The sequence below is a fragment of the Actinomadura fulvescens genome (assembly GCF_039533225.1).
Classification (GTDB): Bacteria; Actinomycetota; Actinomycetes; order Streptosporangiales; family Streptosporangiaceae; genus Spirillospora; species Spirillospora fulvescens.
Window position 1 is genome coordinate 145,960 of sequence record NZ_BAAATD010000010.1, and the last position, 15,824, is coordinate 161,783.

Below are 15,824 nucleotides of genomic sequence, written 5' to 3' on the forward strand. Positions count from 1 at the left end.
GGTTTCGGCCATATTGGGCCAATGCACGCTGTGCTGTGTGAAGAACCGGGCTCGGTGACGGTGTCCGGGGTGAAACCGCTCGAAGCGGGGCCCGGCCAGGTCGTCATCACGGTCGAGGCGGCCGGGGTCGACTACGTCGACGGGCTCTTCGTCCAGGGCCGGTACCAGATCAAGCCGCCCCTCCCGTTCGTCCCGGGCTCCGAGGTGGCGGGCACGGTGACCGCGACCGGGCCGGACGTCACCGGGCCGGCGGTCGGCACGCGCGTGCTGGCGGGCTGCGGGCTCGGCGGTTTCGCGAGCCAGGTCGCGGTGCCCGCCGCAGCGGCCGTGCCGATCCCGGACGGGCTCGACGCCCCGCGGGCCGCCACGTTCACCCAGAGCTACTGCACCGCGCTCTTCGCCCTGCGCGAGCGAGGCGGGCTGGCGGCGGGGCCCGACGCGGTGGTCGACACCTCCGCGCAGGACGTCAAGGCGGCCGCGCGGGCGTCATTCAGGCCGTGCGCTGCTCGTTTAGGCGGCGTTGACCGCCTGCTCGTGGTCCTCGACGTCGTTGCGGACGGAGATGACGGGCAGGCGGTGCCGGGCCGGGGCGTCGGCCCTGCGGCGCAGGTGTCGGCGCTCGTCGGGGGTCGTCCCGCCCCAGATCCCGTCCGGCTCGCCGACCCGCAGCGCCCAGGACAGGCAGTCGGCGGTCACCGGGCAGTGACCGCAGATCTCCTTGGCCGCCCGCTGCTGCTCCTGGAGCACCTCGGCCGAGTAGCCGATGGGGAAGAAGAGGTCCGGGTCGGCGCCACGGCAGATGGCACGGTCCGTCCAGTGCTCCTCGTTGCTGGTCTTCATGACACGCCTTCGCGGAGAGTCGGGGTGGTTGTCCACCCAACGTAGTACTACAACCCGTAGTACTACAAGCCAGGGTGACGTTTGCTACACAACGTCCGGATAGCCTGTGGGCGTGCACCGTGATCGACAAGTGACCTTCCGCGCCGCCACCAGGGACGACGTGCCCGAAATCGTGCGCCTGCTCGCCGACGACCCGCTGGGCGCCACCCGCGAGGCCCCCGGCGAGCAGATCCCCGACGCGTACTGGAAGGCCTTCGACGCGATCGAGCACGATCCCAACAACACGCTGGTCGTCGCCGTCATCGACGGCACCATCGCCGGCACGATGCAGCTCACCTACATTCCCGGCCTGACCTACACCGGCGGCGAGCGCGCCCAGATCGAGGGCGTCCGCGTCGCCTCCGAACAGCGCGGCCACGGCGTCGGCCAGGCCATGATCGGCTGGGCCATCGACCAGGCCCGGGCCCGCGGCTGCCGCGTGGTGCAGCTCACCACCGACCGCCAGCGCCCCGACTCGATCCGCTTCTACCAGAAGATCGGCTTCCGCCCGTCCCACATGGGCATGAAGTACCACCTCCGGGACGCCTGACCGGTCGGCTCAGCGGTGTGCGGCCCGGAAGGCGCTGAAGACGTTGCCGGCGCTCACCGCGAGGACGCCCAGGGCGGCGATGGTGTAGAACGAGTCGAGCACCTCGACCTCCGCCAGGAAGGCCGGGGAGAAGAACTTCTTCTGGTAGAGGACCCAGGCCAGGGGCAGCGCGAAGGCCGCTTCGGCCACGGCGTATCCGGCGGCCAGAGGGACGGTCCAGCGGCGCATGCCGATCCTGATCAGCTGGATGGCCACGATCGCGGCGAGGCTTGCGAGGATGGGCCAGATCCAGCCCGACCACAGCGCCGGGTCGAGCACCTGCACCCGTTCGTCGGAGCCGGCCCGGAAGGGCTCGGCGATGCGCTGCCAAACGATCAAGCCGATCAGGAGCACGTTGCCGGCCACCGCGATTGCCGGGCCTAGGGTGCCCTTTTCCGGCTCCCGGAGCTCGGGCAGGTCGTCGGGGGTCCAGGTGTCGACCTTGGTGCCCTTCGAGACACGTTCGATCAAGGCGAACACCACGGTGAGCCAGGCCAGCATCTGGGCGCCGACGGTGAGGGCCGTGCCGATGCCCGTACCGATCGCGGAGCCCGCGTCGTTGTCGTCGAGAACGTCCGCGACGACGGCGATCGCGGTGATCAATGGCAGCACGGTCCACAGGAGCAGCTTCAGGAGGCGCACGTACGCGGGGTACAGGTCGGGGCCGATCAACGCCAAAGGCCTGCCCGAGTAGCGGGCGGCGAGGCGCAGCGGATCGCCCATTTCCAAGAGGACCTCGCGTTCGCCGGAGCCGCGCGCCTCAACGGTGTCGGCGATCGTCGTACGCAACTCTTCGGCGATGTCATCGCGCTGGTCGGCGGGTATCCGCCGGACCACCTCGTGCACATAACGTTCGGTCAGGGGGCTCATCAGCATTCCTTCGTCAGTCGTGAGATAGAGGCGACCAGGTCCTCCCACTCGCGCACCAGGCCGTCGCGCACCTGGGAGCCCTCGGGGCTCACGCGGTAGAACTTCCGTGGTCGCGATTCGTCGGTGTTCCACTCGCTGGTGAGCAGCCCCTGCTTTTCCAGCCGTCGCAGCAGCGGATAGAGGGTGTTGCCGTCAACGGTGATCCCGGCGTCGTCGAGCGTCTCCAGGAGCGCGTAGCCGTACTGCGGCTCCCGGAGCAGCGCCAGGCAGGCCAGCACGACGGTGCCGCGCCGCAACTCCTGCGCCTGGCTCAGGATCAGATCTTCAGAGGACACGCGTCACACTATAGTGTGTGGCGCACACTATTGTCGAACGCTATACCAATGGACGCGGCACACCCTCCGGGCGCCGAGCGTTGGGGATCTTCTCTGTCGTCGTTCACCTGAGCGTGGAATGCTGGCCACCTTGGCGTGGGAGGAGCCCCGGAGCATGGCCGTGAATCACCTTGAGGTCGAGCGCAAGTACGATGCCGGGCCGGACTTCGTCGTCCCGGACCTGACCGGGCTGCCCGGAGTGGCCGGGATCGGCGATCCGGAGACGCATCATCTGGTCGCCACCTACTTCGACACCGACGATCTGCGACTGGCCTCGCATGGCATCACCTTGCGCAGGAGACGCGGCGGTGAGGACGCGGGCTGGCATCTGAAGATCCCCGCCGGCCCGGACAGCAAGAACGAGCTGCGCGCCCCGCTGGGCCGGGCGCAGGTCGTGCCCGCCCGGCTGGCCTCGCTGGTCGCGGCCTACACGCGCGGCAAGGCGCTGGCGCCCGTCGCCACGCTGGAGACCGCACGGACGGTCGTCCGGCTGGTGGACGGGGAGGGCGGCGCCCTCGCCGAGATCGCGGACGACGCGGTGACGGGGCGGGTGGTGGGCGACGGCGACGCCCAGGTGTGGCGCGAGATCGAGGTCGAGCTGGCGGCGGGCGACGCCGCGCTGCTCAAGGCGGCGGGCAAGCGCCTGCTCAAGGCGGGCGCGCGCAAGGCCGAGTCGTCGTCCAAGCTCGGCCGGGTGCTCAACGGGTCGATCCGGCGGCCCGTTCGCGGTGAGCCTTCGGGGACGGCCGGGGAGGCGGTCGTCTCCTATCTGAACGATCAGGTGGCGGCCGTCCTGAAGTGGGATCCCAAGGCGCGGCTGGGCGAGGACGACGCGGTCCACCAGATGCGGGTGGCGACGCGGCGGATTCGCAGCGCGTTGCAGAGCTATAGGGCGATCCTCGACCGCGAGCGCACCGATCCGTTGCGGGTGGAGCTGAAGCGGCTCGCGGACGCGCTGGGCGAGGTCCGCGACCTGGAGGTGCTCCGGATGCGGTTCACCGAACGGCTGGAGCAGCTCGGCGAGACCGGGCCGCAGAGCTGGCTGGAGGAGATCGGCCGCCAGGAGGCGACCGCCTACCGGCGCCTCAACGGGACGCTGAAGGAGCCCCGATACTTCGCCCTCCTTGATTCGCTGGAGGCGCTGGTCACCGACCCGCCTCTCACGGAACGGGCCGGGCGCAAGGCGCACAAGGAGCTGCCCGGCCTCGTCATCCGCATGTGGAACAAGCTCGGGAAGGCCTACGAGCAGATCGACCAGGCCGAAGACGTCGACGTCGCCCGGCACGAGACCCGCAAGGCCGCCAAGAAGGCCAGGTACGCGGCGGATCTGGCCCGGCCCGTCCTCGGCAGACCCGCCAGGCGGATCTCCGAGAGCGCCAAGACGGTGCAGGAGGTCCTCGGCGGCTACCAGGACGGCGTGATCGCCATGGAGCGCCTCAGGGCCGCCCTGGACCGTACGAGCAGCACGTCGGAGGCCTTCACCCTCGGCGTGCTCTATGGCGTGGAGCAGTGCGAGGCCAAGGCCACGATCGCCACCCTCACCGAGACCTGGAACGCCATCCCCGAGCCGTCCCTCTAGCCGTCCTCTAGCCGATGGCCTTGGCGATGCGGTCGACGTCGCCGCGTTCGGCCGGCGGCAGGGGCGCGCCGACCGACTCGCGCGCGGCGCCCGCTTCGGCGAGCAGCCGGGCGGCGTCGGCCGGGCGGCCGGCGAGGGCCGCCGCTCCCGCGAGCCCTTCCAGCGCGAGAGCCACCGCGCGCGGATCGCCGTGCTCCCGGGCCACGGCGAGACTCTCCTGGTGCAGCGAGCGCGCTGTCTCGGCGTCGCCGCGCAATTCGGCGATGAAGCCCAGCTCGGCGAGGGCCAGTGTGATGCCCGGCGCGTAGTTGACCTGGCGTTCCCACTCCAGGGCCCGGCGCATGTACGACTCGGCCGGGTCGAGACGCCCGGCGCGGCGGGAGGTGAGCGCCAGGCCGGTGAGCGCGAACGCCTCGCCGGGCTTGTAGCCGTGTTCGGCGGCGAGGCTCCGGCCACGTTCGTGGAGGCGGTCGGACTCCTCGTAGTCCGCCGCCAGCAGGGCGAGCCTGCCCAGGCCCGAGGTCAGCAGGGACACCTGCAACCACAGCCCCAGCTCCTCGGCCAGCCGCAGACCGTCCCGCAGGAGCTCGGCCGCGCGCCGGTGATCGCCGGTGATCTCGGTGTGCTTGCCGAGCAGCTCGGTGGCACGGACCTGCCCCCAGCGTTCGCCGAGCTCGCGGAAGGCCGCCAGGCTTTCGGCCGCGGCCCGTTCGAGCCCGGCGATGTCGCCGCGCACCAGCGCGAGGTTCGCCGTCGTGGCCTGCGCCGCCGCCTCACCCCAGCGGTCGTCCAGGTTGCGGAAAACCGGGAGCGCCCGCTCGACCAGCATGGCGCTGGTCGCCACCTCGCCCGCGCCCAGCAGCACCTCGCTGAGGAACCACTCCGCCCTGGCCCGCAGAGCCGGATCGGCGATCCGGTCGTAAGCGGCGGGTACGGCACGGATCGGTTCGACGGTGCCCGCGCCGCGCCGGCCCAGCAGGTCCAGGCCGATCCGCCAGGCTTCGGCGAGCGCGTCCCCGTCCCCGGCCCCCAGCGACAGCGCCCGTTCCAGCGCGCGCCGCCCCTCCCCGATGCGCCCGCGAACGAACCAGTACCAGGCCAGCGCGTTCACCAGGCGCAGCGCGACCTCCGCCCGTCCGGCACGCACGGCCTCGTCGAGGGCCGCCCGCAGGTTGGCGTGCTCAGCGTCCAGGCGTTGCAGCCAGCGCCGCTGCTCAGGGCCGCGCAGGTGCGACTCGGCCCGTTCAGCCAGCGCCGTGTAGTACTGAACGTGCCGGAGCCTGGCCTGGTCTGTCTCGCCCGCCTCGTCCAGCCTCTCCAGCGCGTAGGCGGAGACCGACTCCAGCAGCCGGTAACGGGAACCGCCCGGACCCGTGCCGGTCATGATGACCATCGAACGATCCACCAGGCGGGCCAGCGCCCCGAGGACGTCCTCCCCGCCGCACACCTCTTCGGCGGCCTCCAGCGTGCATCCCTCGGCGTGCACCGCGAGCCGCCGCAGCACGACGCGTTCCGGCTCCGGCAGCAGCTCCCAGCTCCAGTCGATCATGGCGCGCAGCGTCTGCTGCCGGGCCGGCCCGCCGCGCCGTGCGCCGGCGGCCAGCACCCGGAACCGGTCGTCGAGCCGCTCGGCCAGCTCGTGCACGCCCAGTGCCCGGACGCGCGTGGCCGCCAGCTCCAGCGCCAGCGGAATGCCGTCCAGCCGCCGGCAGATCGCCGCGACCGCCCGCGCGTTGTCCGCGTCGATCCGGAAGCCCGGCGCGGCGGCGGCCGCCCGTGCCGCGAACAGCCGCACGGCGCTGAAGCGCCGGAGCGCCGCGGGCTCCGCCTCGGCCGGGGAGTGGGGCAGCTCCAGCGGCGGCACGCCCCACACCGACTCACCGGCCAGCCCGAGCGGCTCCTGGCTCGTGGCGAGGATGCGGACGCCGGGCGCCGCCCGCAGCAGCCGCTCGCTCAGCCGCGCGACCGGCTCGACCACGTGCTCGCAGTTGTCCAGGACGAGCAGCAGCGTCCGGTCGCGCAACGCCTCGGCGAGCCGCCCCGAGGGTTCGTCCGGACGGCTGGCCTGCGGCAGCCCGGGAGCGGCGTCGTCACGGACGCCGAGCGCGGCGGCGACGACGTCGGCCACATCGTTGACGCCGTCCGCCGACGTCCCGTCGAGACCTGCCAGCTCCACGATCCACACCCCGTCGGGCTGGGCGTCCACCAGCCGCGCGGCCGTCTCCAGGGCGAGCCGCGTCTTGCCGACCCCGCCCGGTCCGGTCAGGGTCACCAGGCGCCTGGCGTTCAGCAGCGCCTCCACCTCGACGACCGCCTCGTCACGCCCCACCAGTTCGCTGAACGAAGCCGGGAGGTTGGTGCGAGGCCTCGGCACGGACGGCGGCGGCGCGGCGGCGGCCTCCGGAACGGACGTGGCGCTCAGCTCGGGACGTTGTTCGAGGATCGCCCGGTGCAGAGCGGCGATGTCGGGTCCTGGGTCGAGCCCGAGTTCGTCACGGAGACGATCCCGCAGCTCCGCGTACGTCTCCAGCGCCTCGCTCTGCCGCCCGGCGCCGTAGAGGGCCCGCATGTGGGCGGCGCGCAGCCGCTCCCGCAACGGATGGCGAGCCACGAGCTCACCGAGCTCGGCCGCGAGGGCGCCGTGCTCGCCCCCGATCGCCAGCCGCGCCTCGGCCCGTTCCTCCTCGGCGGTGAGCCGTTGCTCTTCCAGCGCCGCCGCGCCCGCCCGCACGAATCTCTCATCGGCCAGATCGGCGAGCGGCGCGCCCCGCCACAACGCCAGCGCGTCGGCGAGCAGGTCCGCCCTGACCCGGGGCTCCGCCGTCCTCCGCGCGCGGGCCACGAGCGCGGTGAAGCGCGCGGCGTCCACCGCCTCCTCGTCCGCCCGCAGCAGATAGCCCGCGGCCTCGGAGACCACCAGTTTGCGGCCACCGGGCTCGGCGTCCTCCAGCGTCCTGCGCAACTGCGACACCTTGACCTGCAAGGCCCCGGCCGGATTGCGCGGCGGCTCGGCACCCCACAGATCGTCGATCAGCCGGTCGGCCGACACGGCCCGCCCGTCGTGCAGGAGCAGATCGGCGAGCAGCGCCCGGACCTTCGCCCCCGGAACGGTCACCGGGTCTCCCGCCGCCGTCCACACCGCCAGCGGCCCGAGCACCCCGAATCGCATGGCGCCACCATAACCGCCGGTGGAAAGCGCTCCGTAAGAGAGCGGTAAGCGCGCCCCGGCAGCCTCGGTGCACCGGATGACCGAAGGAGGCACCCACGATGTCCGAGACCCGCCCGCTACGCACGGCGATCATCATCGGCAGCACCCGCGAGGGGAGGTTCGGCCTCACGGTGGCCGGCTGGTTCACGGGCCGGGCCGCCCACCGCGCCGACCTGGACCTCGACGTCGTCGACCTGGCCGAGACCCGGCTCCCCGACACGCTCGGCGCGACCGACGGGGCCGGCGGAGCCGAGCCCGCCGCCGTCCGGGCGCTGGCCCCCCGCCTCGCCGCCGCGGACGCCTTCGTGATCGTGACGCCCGAGTACAACCACAGCTTCCCGGCGCCGCTCAAGACCGCCATCGACTGGTACGTGGACGAGTGGAGGGCCAAGCCGGTCGGGTTCGTCTCCTACGGCGGCACGTCCGGCGGCCTGCACGCGGTCGAGCAGCTCCGGCCGGTCTTCGCCGAGCTGCAGGCCGTCACGATCCGCGAGACGGTCAGCTTCCACTCCTGCTGGGCCAGGTTCGACGAACGCGGGCGGCCCGTCGACGCCGAGGGCGCCGCTGCCGCCGCCGACGGCCTGCTCGACCAGCTCACCTGGTGGGCCCGCGCGCTGCGCGCGGCCCGCATCGGGCTTCCCCAGCCCCAAGCCGCCTGATCCCGCCGCGATGACCGCACCCCGATGACCTTTCTAAGGAGCTTGTGATGACCTCCGTTCAATCCGCACCGCTCGTTCGAGGGAGGGCGGGCCTGGGCCTCGGCCTGCTCGCCTTCTCCAGCCTGATCACCTCGCTGGACTTCACGGTCGTGTACGTGGCGTTGCCCGACATCGCGCGGGAGGTCGGGCTGTCGGCCCACTCCACGCAGTGGATCGTCAGCGCTTACGCGATCTTCTTCGGCGGCTTCCTGCTGCTCGGCGGGCGCTCCGCCGACCTGCTGGGCCGCCGGCGCATGTTCGTGCTCGGCATGCTGCTCTTCGGCGGCGCCTCACTGCTCGGCGGGCTGGCGACCTCGCCCGGCACGCTCATCGCGGCCCGCGTGGTCCAGGGGATCGGCGGCGCGGTGCTGTTCCCGACCACGCTGTCGCTCGTCGCGACCGGCTTCCCGGAGGGCAGGGAACGGGTCCGGGCGCTGGCGGTCTGGGCCATGGCCGGGGCGGGCGGGCTCAGCCTCGGCGCGCTGCTGGGCGGCGTCCTGACCTACGCGTTCGGCTGGGAGGCGGTGTTCCTGGTGAACGTGCCGCTGGTCGTCGTCGGGGCCGCGGCGGCGTTCGTGCTGCTGAACCCGGACGGGCCTCGTGAGCGCGGCCGGAGCTTCGATCTCCCGGGGGCGCTGACCGGCACTGTCGGGGTGACCTCGCTGGTGTTCGCGATCGCGCAGGGTCCGGAGGCGGGCTGGGGCGACCCGGCCGTCCTCGTCGCCGGGGTGCTCTCGGTCGTGCTGCTCGCGGTCTTCTTCGGCATCGAGGCCAGGAGCGCGAGCCCGCTCATGCCCCTTCGGCTCTTGCGTAACCGCGACCTCCGCGCCGCCCTGCTGGTGATCTTCGTCTTCGGCCTGAGCATGCAGAACATCGTCTACTTCATGACGCTCTACTTCCAGGGAGTGCTCGGCTACTCGGCGCTGCAGGGCGGGCTGGCGTTCCTCGGGCTCTCCGTCGTCATCGGGATCGGCAACTTCATCGCCGAACGCCTGATCGTCCGCATCGGCAACCGGCCCACGCTGATGATCGCCCTGCTGCTCGGGGCCGCCGGCGGCGCTCTGCTCGGCGCCGGGATGCTCGCCGACGGTTCGTACTGGACCGTGCTCGCCGGGATCGTGGTCTACGGCCTCGGCATGGGCACCATCTTCCCGACCATGTTCGGCGCCGCGAGCACCGGAGTCGCGGCGCAGGAGCAGGGCACCGCGGGCGGCATGGCCAACACGGCGTTGCAGGTCGGCACCAGCGCGGGCCTCGCCGTCCTCGTCGGGATCGCCAACTCCGGCTTGGGCGACCTGACCGGAGAGGCGCTCCGCGTCGCGACCGCCGACGGGCTACGCACCGCGGTCTATCTCGCCGCCGCGTTCACCCTGCTCGGTCTGCTGGGCGCGCGGACGCTGCCCAAGCCCCGGCGCACCGCTCCCACGGAGACGGGCCAGGTCACCGCGGTCAACCAGGCGGCCGCCTGACGGATCCCGGACCCGTCACGAACCCCGTCGCCCGCTCACCGGGCGGCGGGGGCGTGGCGTTCCAGGGCGGCGATGGCCGGCTCGCCGCCACCGTCCGGGCCGAGGTGCGCGACCCAGAACGAGCCCTTCCGCAGGCCCGGATCGTCGGGGACCTTCTCGCCGAGGCGTTTGCACAAGCCGGTGACGAGATCGGAGACGACCTCGCCGTGCGTGCACACGATGGCCGCGGTGCCGCCGTCCACCAGCCGGAACAGCCGCTCGCACGCCCGCTCGGCGTCGGTGGCGCCGACCGTGAAGGCCTCCTCGGTGACGACCTCCACGCCCTGCCGCCGGACGTACGGCAGGAGGGTCTCCAGGCACCGCGCGGTGGCCGAGCTGATCGGCCGGGACGGCCCGTACGAGCGCAGCAGTCCGGCCAGCAGGCTCGCCTCGGCGCGCCCGCGACCGTCCAGAGGGCGAAGCTCGTCGGGCCCCTCCCACTCGCGTTTCTCGCCCGCCGATCCATGCCGCAGGATCACCAGCGGCCAGGTGTCCGCCGGGCCCGCCTCGAACTCCCGCAGCAGATCGACGTCGTGGGAGTAGCTGAGCCGTTCGTAGGCGTCCGCGACCGGCAGCCACTCCAGCCGGTCGACCTCGTCGTTCGGCGTGAACGGCGCGGCCGAGGCCGCCCGCGCGACCCAGTAGTCGACGCGCTTGGTCCTGCCGTCCTTCGGATACGAGCTGGTCGGCAGCCTGCGGCCGAGCCTTGGCACGAGGCCGGTCTCCTCCTCCACCTCGCGCACCGCGGCGCGCAGGACGTGCTCGCCGCTCTTGAGCTTGCCCTTGGGGAACGACCAGTCGTCGTACTTGGGCCGATGGATCAACGCGACGTCCGGGCCGTCCGCGCCGTTCCGCCACAACACGGCGCCCGCCGCGCGGATCACGTCGTCGCCCACCCGGTCCCCGTCCCGGCCGGAGCCCTGCGGATCATGGCGTCGCATCCACGGTCCTCCAGCGCCGGCTCTTCACCAGATGGCTCTGAATGTCCAGGAGCGGCTCGCCCGTCATCTCCGCGCGCCGCGTCCACGTGCCGTCGCCGTCCAGCCACCACGCCTGGGTGCCGTCGTCCATGGCCCGGTCGAACAGCCGTACCAGGTCGGTCCGCTGCGTCCGCTCGGCCACCCGGACCAGTGCCTCCACACGCCGGTCGAGGTTGCGGTGCATGAGGTCGGCGCTGCCGACCCACACCTCCGGCTCGCCGCCGTTCTCGAACGCGAACACCCGGGAGTGCTCCAGGAAGCGCCCCAGCACGCTGCGCACCCGGATGGTCTCCGACAGACCGGGGACGCCCGGCCGCAGCGCGCAGATGCCGCGCACCCAGATGTCGACCGGAACGCCCGCCTGGGAGGCGCGGTAGAGCGCGTCGATGACGACCTCGTCGACCAGCGAGTTGCACTTCACCCGCACCCGCGCCGGCCGTCCGGCCAGGCGGTTCTCGATCTCCCGCTCGACGCGCAGCACCAGCCCGGAGCGCAGGCTGTGCGGCGCGACCAGCAGGCGGCGGTAGGAGTTCTGCCGCGAGTATCCGGTGAGGTGGTTGAACAGGACGCTGACGTCCTCGCCGATCTCCGGCTCGGCGGTGAGGATGCCGAAGTCCTCGTAGAGCCGGGCGGTCTTGGGGTGGTAGTTGCCGGTGCCGATGTGGCAGTAGCGGCGCAGCGTGCCGTCGCGCTCCTGCCGTACGACCATGGCGAGCTTGCAGTGCGTCTTCAGCCCGACGAAGCCGTACACCACATGGCAGCCCGCCTTCTCCAGCTCGCGTGCCCACGCGATGTTGGCGCGCTCGTCGAAGCGCGCCTTGAGCTCGACCACGACCACGACCTGCTTGCCCGCCTCGGCGGCGTTGATCAGGGAGTTCACGACCGGCGAGTCACCGCTGGTGCGGTAGAGCGTCTGCTTGATCGCCAGGACCCGCGGGTCGACCGCGGCGTCCTCGATGAAGCGCTGCACGGTCGTGGTGAACGAGTCGTAGGGGTGGTGCAGGAGGATGTCGCGCTCACGGATCGCGGCGAAGATCCCGGCGTCCTCGGGGATCGCCTCCTTCGACGGCACGAAAGGGGGGTACTTCAGTTCCGGCCGGTCCAGGTCCGCGATCGCCGCCAGCCCGGCCAGGTCGAGGGGGCCGTCCACCTTGTAGACCTGGCCCTCGTCGATGGTGAGCTCCTCGATGAGCAGCTCCAGCACGGCGTCGGAGATCGAGTCCTCCACCTCCAGCCGGACGACCGGGCCGAAGCGGCGGCGCAGCAGCTCGCGTTCGAGCGCCTGGAGGAGCCCCTCGCTGATGTCGTCGTCTATCTCCAGATCCTGGTTGCGGGTGACGCGGAACGCGTGGTGCTCGACGACCTCCATGCCCACGAACAGCTGGCCCAGATGCGCGGCGATGACGTCTTCGAGCGGAGTGAAGCGGTCGGGCGAGGCCTCGATGAAGCGGGGCAGCACCGGCGGCACCTTGACGCGCGCGAACATCGTGGCGTCGGTCTCCGGATCGCGCACTATCACCGCGAGGTTGAGCGAGAGGCCGGAGATGTAGGGGAACGGGTGGGCGGAGTCGACGACCAGCGGGGTCAGCACCGGGTAGATGCGGTCGCGGAACAGCCGGCGCAGCCGTTCCTGCTCGGTCTCGGCGAGGTCGGCCCACCGCAGGATCTCGATGCCCTTCTCCGAGAGCGCCGGGCACAGGTCGTCCCGGAAGCACGCGGCGTGCCGGAGCATCAGCTCATGGGCCACGGCGCCGGTCCGTTCCAGCACCTCACGGGGCTGGCGGCCGCTGGCGGACTGGACCGCGAGGCCGGTGGCCATGCGGCGGGTCAGCCCGGCGACCCGCACCATGAAGAACTCGTCGAGGTTGCTGGCGAAGATCGACAGGAACCGCAGCCGTTCCAGCAGCGGCAGCTCCTGGTCCTCGGCGAGCTCCAGGACACGTTGGTTGAACCGGAGCCAGCTCTCCTCGCGGTCCAAGAACCGGTCATCGGGCAGCGACTCCTCGTCGAGGGGGAAATGTCCTGGATTGACGCTCATGTTCTTAATGTTCCCTGGCCAAGATGAACAGCAGTCGAACGATCTCGTTTCAGCATTGGTCAGACATACGAGTCATCCCCCTGGTTCCAGAGATCATTCGATGTCCGGGGGCGGCGGCCGGCCCGCACCGCGGGCACCTCATAAGAGCATTCTCCCCCAACAGGCCCCATAGAACGCACTCCGCCCGTATTCGGGACCCCTGGGCCGCCTCACACCGGCCTGCCCGTCGGAGCGCCACCGCGTCAGGCCTGTGACCTGCGTCTATTTGCCGCGCCTCCGATTCGGCACAGCGTCGCCAAGCCCCGTTAGGACGCCATGACAACGGGTATTCGAACAGTCTCATGAGGGAGGACCGATGAGCGATATGACAGGCGCGCCGACGTCGGAGCTCGTCAAGCAGCTGAGCGAGCAGAGTGCCCGGCTGGTCCGCGAGGAACTGCGCCTGGCCCAGCTGGAACTACGGCAGAAGGGCAGCAGCGCGGCCAAGGGCGCCAAGATGTTCGGAGGTGCCGGGATCACGGCGCTCTACGGCGGCGGTGCGCTGATCGCCGGCATCATCGCGCTGCTTGCGCTGGCCCTGCCCACCTGGGCCGCCGCCGTGATCGTCGCAGCCGTCCTGTTCGTCGTGGCCGGCGTGCTCGCACAGCGGGGCAAGAAGGAGATGGCCCTGGCCACCCCGCCCAAACCGGAGCAGACCGCCGAGAGCGTCCGGGCCGACGTCCAGGAGATCAAGAACAGGGGCCACCGATGACCGACCATGACCAGGAACTCCGGGCGCAGCGCGACCGCACCGAACAGGCCCGCAACGACCTGGGCGCGACGGTCGGCGAGCTCGCCTCGCGCGCGGACGTCAAGGCCCGCGCCCAGCAGAAGGCCGGAGAGCTGAAGGAACGGGCCCGCGAGGCGACGCCCGAGGCCGCCACCAAGGCCGCCGACCAGGTGCGCAAGCGCCCGGGACCCGTGGCCGGCACCGCCGCCGCGGCCGTGGCCCTCATCGTCGGCCGCCGCCTGCTGCGCGGCCGCCGTCTCTCCCGCGCCGCCACCAAGGCGCGGGCCAAGGCGAGCACGAAGGCCGGCGCCAAGGCCAGGTCGATGACCAGGTCCAAGCCGAAGCCGATGATCCGTTCCAAGGCGAAGCCGATGCTGCGGTCCAAGCCGAAGGCCGTGATCCGGTCCAAGCCGAAGTCGCTGGTCGGGTCCAAGGCGAAGTCGCGGGGCATCACCCGGATCTTCCGCAGGAAGTGAACCGGCCCACGGCTCGTCCAGGGCCGTCACTCGTTCCGGGCCGTCACTCGTTCGGGGCGGGCAGGCGTACGCTCCGAGGACATGACCGCCGGACTGTTCGTGTACGGGACGCTGCGTTTCCCGGCCGTGCTTGAGGTCCTCCTCGGCCGTGTCCCGGACCTCGTCCCCGCCACCGCGACGGGCTGGCGCGTCCGCGCGCTTCCAGGCGCCGTCTATCCCGGGCTCGTCGCGGACCCGGCGGGCGTCGCCGAGGGTCTGCTGATCACCGGGCTGGCCCCCGCCGAGCGGCGGCTGCTGGATGACTACGAGAACGACCTCTACGAGCCGACGCTGCTGTCTCTCGACGGCGGCGAGAAGGCCTGGGCGTACGTCTGGAAAGACGCCACCGAGCCCTACGACTGGGATCCGGCGTATTTCAGCGAGCACGAGCTGGCCGCCTATACCGAGAACTGCAGGTTGTGGCGGGGCAGCTACGGCACTACATGACACCCTTGTTGCGAATGTGACAATTCACGCCTCGGAAACTCGTCCATGAGCCACTTATGGCTCGGGTCCCCACCGGTTGATCCTGGACCGTCAGAGTCATCTGGCACCACCCTTCCCGGGAGGTCAGCATGGGCGAGGCGCGGTCGACGGCCGCCTGCCGTCCACTCACGGAGATCTCGGCGGACCTCGCCGAACCCCTCCGTCCCCACCTCGAAGCCGCCGCCGAGGAGATGGTCCGCGAGATCAAGGCGCTCGTACCGGAGTACGCGCGGCCGACCGACAGCGCGTACGGGCAGCGGATGCAATGGGCGGTCACGCAGAGCGTCCGGCAGTTCGTGGAGGCCTTCGGCAACAAGGACATCTCCTGGGTCACCGTGACCGACATCTTCGCGGGCATCGGGGCGTACGAGGCCCGCAAGGGACGCAGCCTGGACGGCCTACAGAGCGCGATCAGGGTCAGCGGCCAGGTCGCCTGCCGCCGTTTCATCAAGGAGGCCCAGCGCCTGAACTGGTCGCTCCAGACCCTCGGCGAGATCACCGAGTCGCTGTTCGTCTTCCTGGAGAAGATCGCCGGGGCGGCGGCCCGCGGGTACGCCGAGGCCCAGGAGCTGCTGGCCACCGAGCGGGAACGCTTCCGCTGGCGGCTTCGCGACCTCCTCGTCGTCGACCCGCCCGCCAGCCGGGAGGCCATCGTCGAACTCGCCCGCCCGGCGCGCTGGGAGCCGCCCCGCACGCTCGCCGTCATCGCCGTCCGGCCGCCGGACGGGCATACCGCGCCCGTGCTGCCGCCGGCGGTGCTCGCCGATTGGCACGGTCCGACGCCCTACCTGATCGTCCCCGATCCCGACGGCCCCGGGCAGGACCGGCTGATCGCTTCGCTCGTCCGCGACTGCCAGGCGGCCGTGGGCCCGACCGTGCCGATGACGCGCGGCGCGCTGTCGCTGCGCTGGGCGAGCCAGGCGCTGCGGCTCATCGAACGCGGCGTGCTGCCGTCCAAGGACCCGGTCCGCTGCCTGGACCACGTTCCCACCCTGGTCACGGCGACGAGCCAGGAACTGATCGACGTCGCGCTCCGGACCCGGCTCGCGCCGCTGATGGACCTCCCCCGTCATCGGCGCGAGCCGCTCGCCCGGACGTTGCTGACCTACATGGAGTGCCACGACAACGCGGTGGCGGCGGCGGAACGGCTGCTGGTCCACGAGCAGACCGTCCGCTACCGCATCCGGCGGCTGGAGGAGATGTTCGGCGACGTGCTCTATGACCCGGACCGGCGGGTCGAACTCCTCCTGCTGCTGCACACCTGGATCCGCGTGCACTCGCCCGAGGAGGCCGCCGCCGCGCCGGCCGAGTCGGCATGACGTTCGGGCGGC

General features: G+C 71.8%; 14 protein-coding genes and 1 pseudogene. 9 read left to right on the forward strand and 6 right to left on the reverse strand.

The annotated features are described in order from the left end of the window. Positions 1–21 precede the first annotated feature (21 nt). A pseudogene (locus ABD333_RS47645) lies at positions 22–282 on the forward strand (alcohol dehydrogenase catalytic domain-containing protein); the annotation flags it as partial. Positions 283–510: 228 nt separating this feature from the next. On the opposite strand, the gene ABD333_RS32530 reads toward ABD333_RS47645, so the two are convergent. Further along, positions 511–840 carry a WhiB family transcriptional regulator gene (locus ABD333_RS32530; RefSeq protein ID WP_344546369.1) on the reverse strand — a complete coding sequence of 110 codons (330 nt, stop codon included), beginning with the start codon at positions 838–840 and terminating at the stop codon, positions 511–513. A gap of 130 nt (positions 841–970) precedes the next feature. Between ABD333_RS32530 and ABD333_RS32535 the strand changes: the two genes are divergently transcribed. Further along, positions 971–1,429: a GNAT family N-acetyltransferase gene (locus ABD333_RS32535; RefSeq protein WP_344546603.1), complete on the forward strand. Its 459-nt coding sequence runs from the start codon at positions 971–973 to the stop codon at positions 1,427–1,429. A gap of 9 nt (positions 1,430–1,438) precedes the next feature. Here the strand turns inward: ABD333_RS32535 and ABD333_RS32540 are convergent, their stop codons facing one another. Both ABD333_RS32540 and ABD333_RS32545 read right to left on the reverse strand, forming a co-directional pair. Continuing rightward, complete coding sequence (locus ABD333_RS32540) at positions 1,439–2,338, reverse strand: HAAS signaling domain-containing protein (RefSeq protein ID WP_344546370.1); 900 nt, start codon at positions 2,336–2,338, stop codon at positions 1,439–1,441. Then, the gene (locus tag ABD333_RS32545) at positions 2,338–2,673 is read right to left on the reverse strand and encodes a PadR family transcriptional regulator (RefSeq protein WP_344546371.1); all 336 of its coding nucleotides are present in this window, start codon (positions 2,671–2,673) and stop codon (positions 2,338–2,340) included. Before ABD333_RS32545 ends, ABD333_RS32540 begins: the two co-directional genes overlap by 1 nt. Positions 2,674–2,827: 154 nt before the next feature. Between ABD333_RS32545 and ABD333_RS32550 the strand changes: the two genes are divergently transcribed. Further along, positions 2,828–4,291, forward strand: coding sequence for a CYTH and CHAD domain-containing protein (locus ABD333_RS32550; protein WP_344546372.1), 1,464 nt, complete (start codon positions 2,828–2,830; stop codon positions 4,289–4,291). Between the two features lie 7 nt (positions 4,292–4,298). Here the strand turns inward: ABD333_RS32550 and ABD333_RS32555 are convergent, their stop codons facing one another. Then, positions 4,299–7,460 (reverse strand): AfsR/SARP family transcriptional regulator, encoded by a 3,162-nt coding sequence (locus tag ABD333_RS32555; protein ID WP_344546373.1) that lies wholly within the window; start codon positions 7,458–7,460, stop codon positions 4,299–4,301. 98 nt (positions 7,461–7,558) lie between these two features. Between ABD333_RS32555 and ABD333_RS32560 the strand changes: the two genes are divergently transcribed. Together ABD333_RS32560 and ABD333_RS32565 are read left to right on the forward strand one after the other, a co-directional pair. Then, positions 7,559–8,158, forward strand: a complete 600-nt coding sequence (locus ABD333_RS32560; RefSeq protein ID WP_344546374.1) for an NADPH-dependent FMN reductase — start codon at positions 7,559–7,561, stop codon at positions 8,156–8,158. Between the two features lie 47 nt (positions 8,159–8,205). After that, positions 8,206–9,666: an MFS transporter gene (locus ABD333_RS32565; RefSeq protein WP_344546375.1), complete on the forward strand. Its 1,461-nt coding sequence runs from the start codon at positions 8,206–8,208 to the stop codon at positions 9,664–9,666. A 35-nt stretch (positions 9,667–9,701) separates the two neighbouring features. Here ABD333_RS32565 and ABD333_RS32570 read toward each other — a convergent pair whose 3' ends face one another. Then, a complete protein-coding gene (locus tag ABD333_RS32570; protein WP_344546376.1) occupies positions 9,702–10,646 on the reverse strand; it encodes an NUDIX hydrolase in 945 nt (314 codons plus the stop codon). After that, a complete protein-coding gene (locus ABD333_RS32575; protein ID WP_344546377.1) occupies positions 10,633–12,723 on the reverse strand; it encodes an RNA degradosome polyphosphate kinase in 2,091 nt (696 codons plus the stop codon). Before ABD333_RS32575 ends, ABD333_RS32570 begins: the two co-directional genes overlap by 14 nt. Positions 12,724–13,078: 355 nt before the next feature. Between ABD333_RS32575 and ABD333_RS32580 the strand changes: the two genes are divergently transcribed. The 4 genes from ABD333_RS32580 (at position 13,079) to ABD333_RS32595 (ending at position 15,812) form a co-directional block, all read left to right on the forward strand. Further along, entirely contained in the window at positions 13,079–13,474 is a 396-nt protein-coding gene (locus tag ABD333_RS32580; protein ID WP_344546378.1) for a phage holin family protein, read from the forward strand. Beyond that, entirely contained in the window at positions 13,471–13,968 is a 498-nt protein-coding gene (locus ABD333_RS32585) for a DUF3618 domain-containing protein (RefSeq protein WP_344546379.1), read from the forward strand. The genes ABD333_RS32580 and ABD333_RS32585 overlap by 4 nt, the downstream gene beginning before the upstream one ends. Positions 13,969–14,049: 81 nt before the next feature. Then, positions 14,050–14,454, forward strand: coding sequence for a gamma-glutamylcyclotransferase family protein (locus ABD333_RS32590; RefSeq protein ID WP_344546380.1), 405 nt, complete (start codon positions 14,050–14,052; stop codon positions 14,452–14,454). 128 nt (positions 14,455–14,582) lie between these two features. Then, positions 14,583–15,812: a PucR-like N-terminal domain-containing protein gene (locus tag ABD333_RS32595; protein ID WP_344546381.1), complete on the forward strand. Its 1,230-nt coding sequence runs from the start codon at positions 14,583–14,585 to the stop codon at positions 15,810–15,812. The last annotated feature ends 12 nt before the right edge of the window (positions 15,813–15,824 follow it).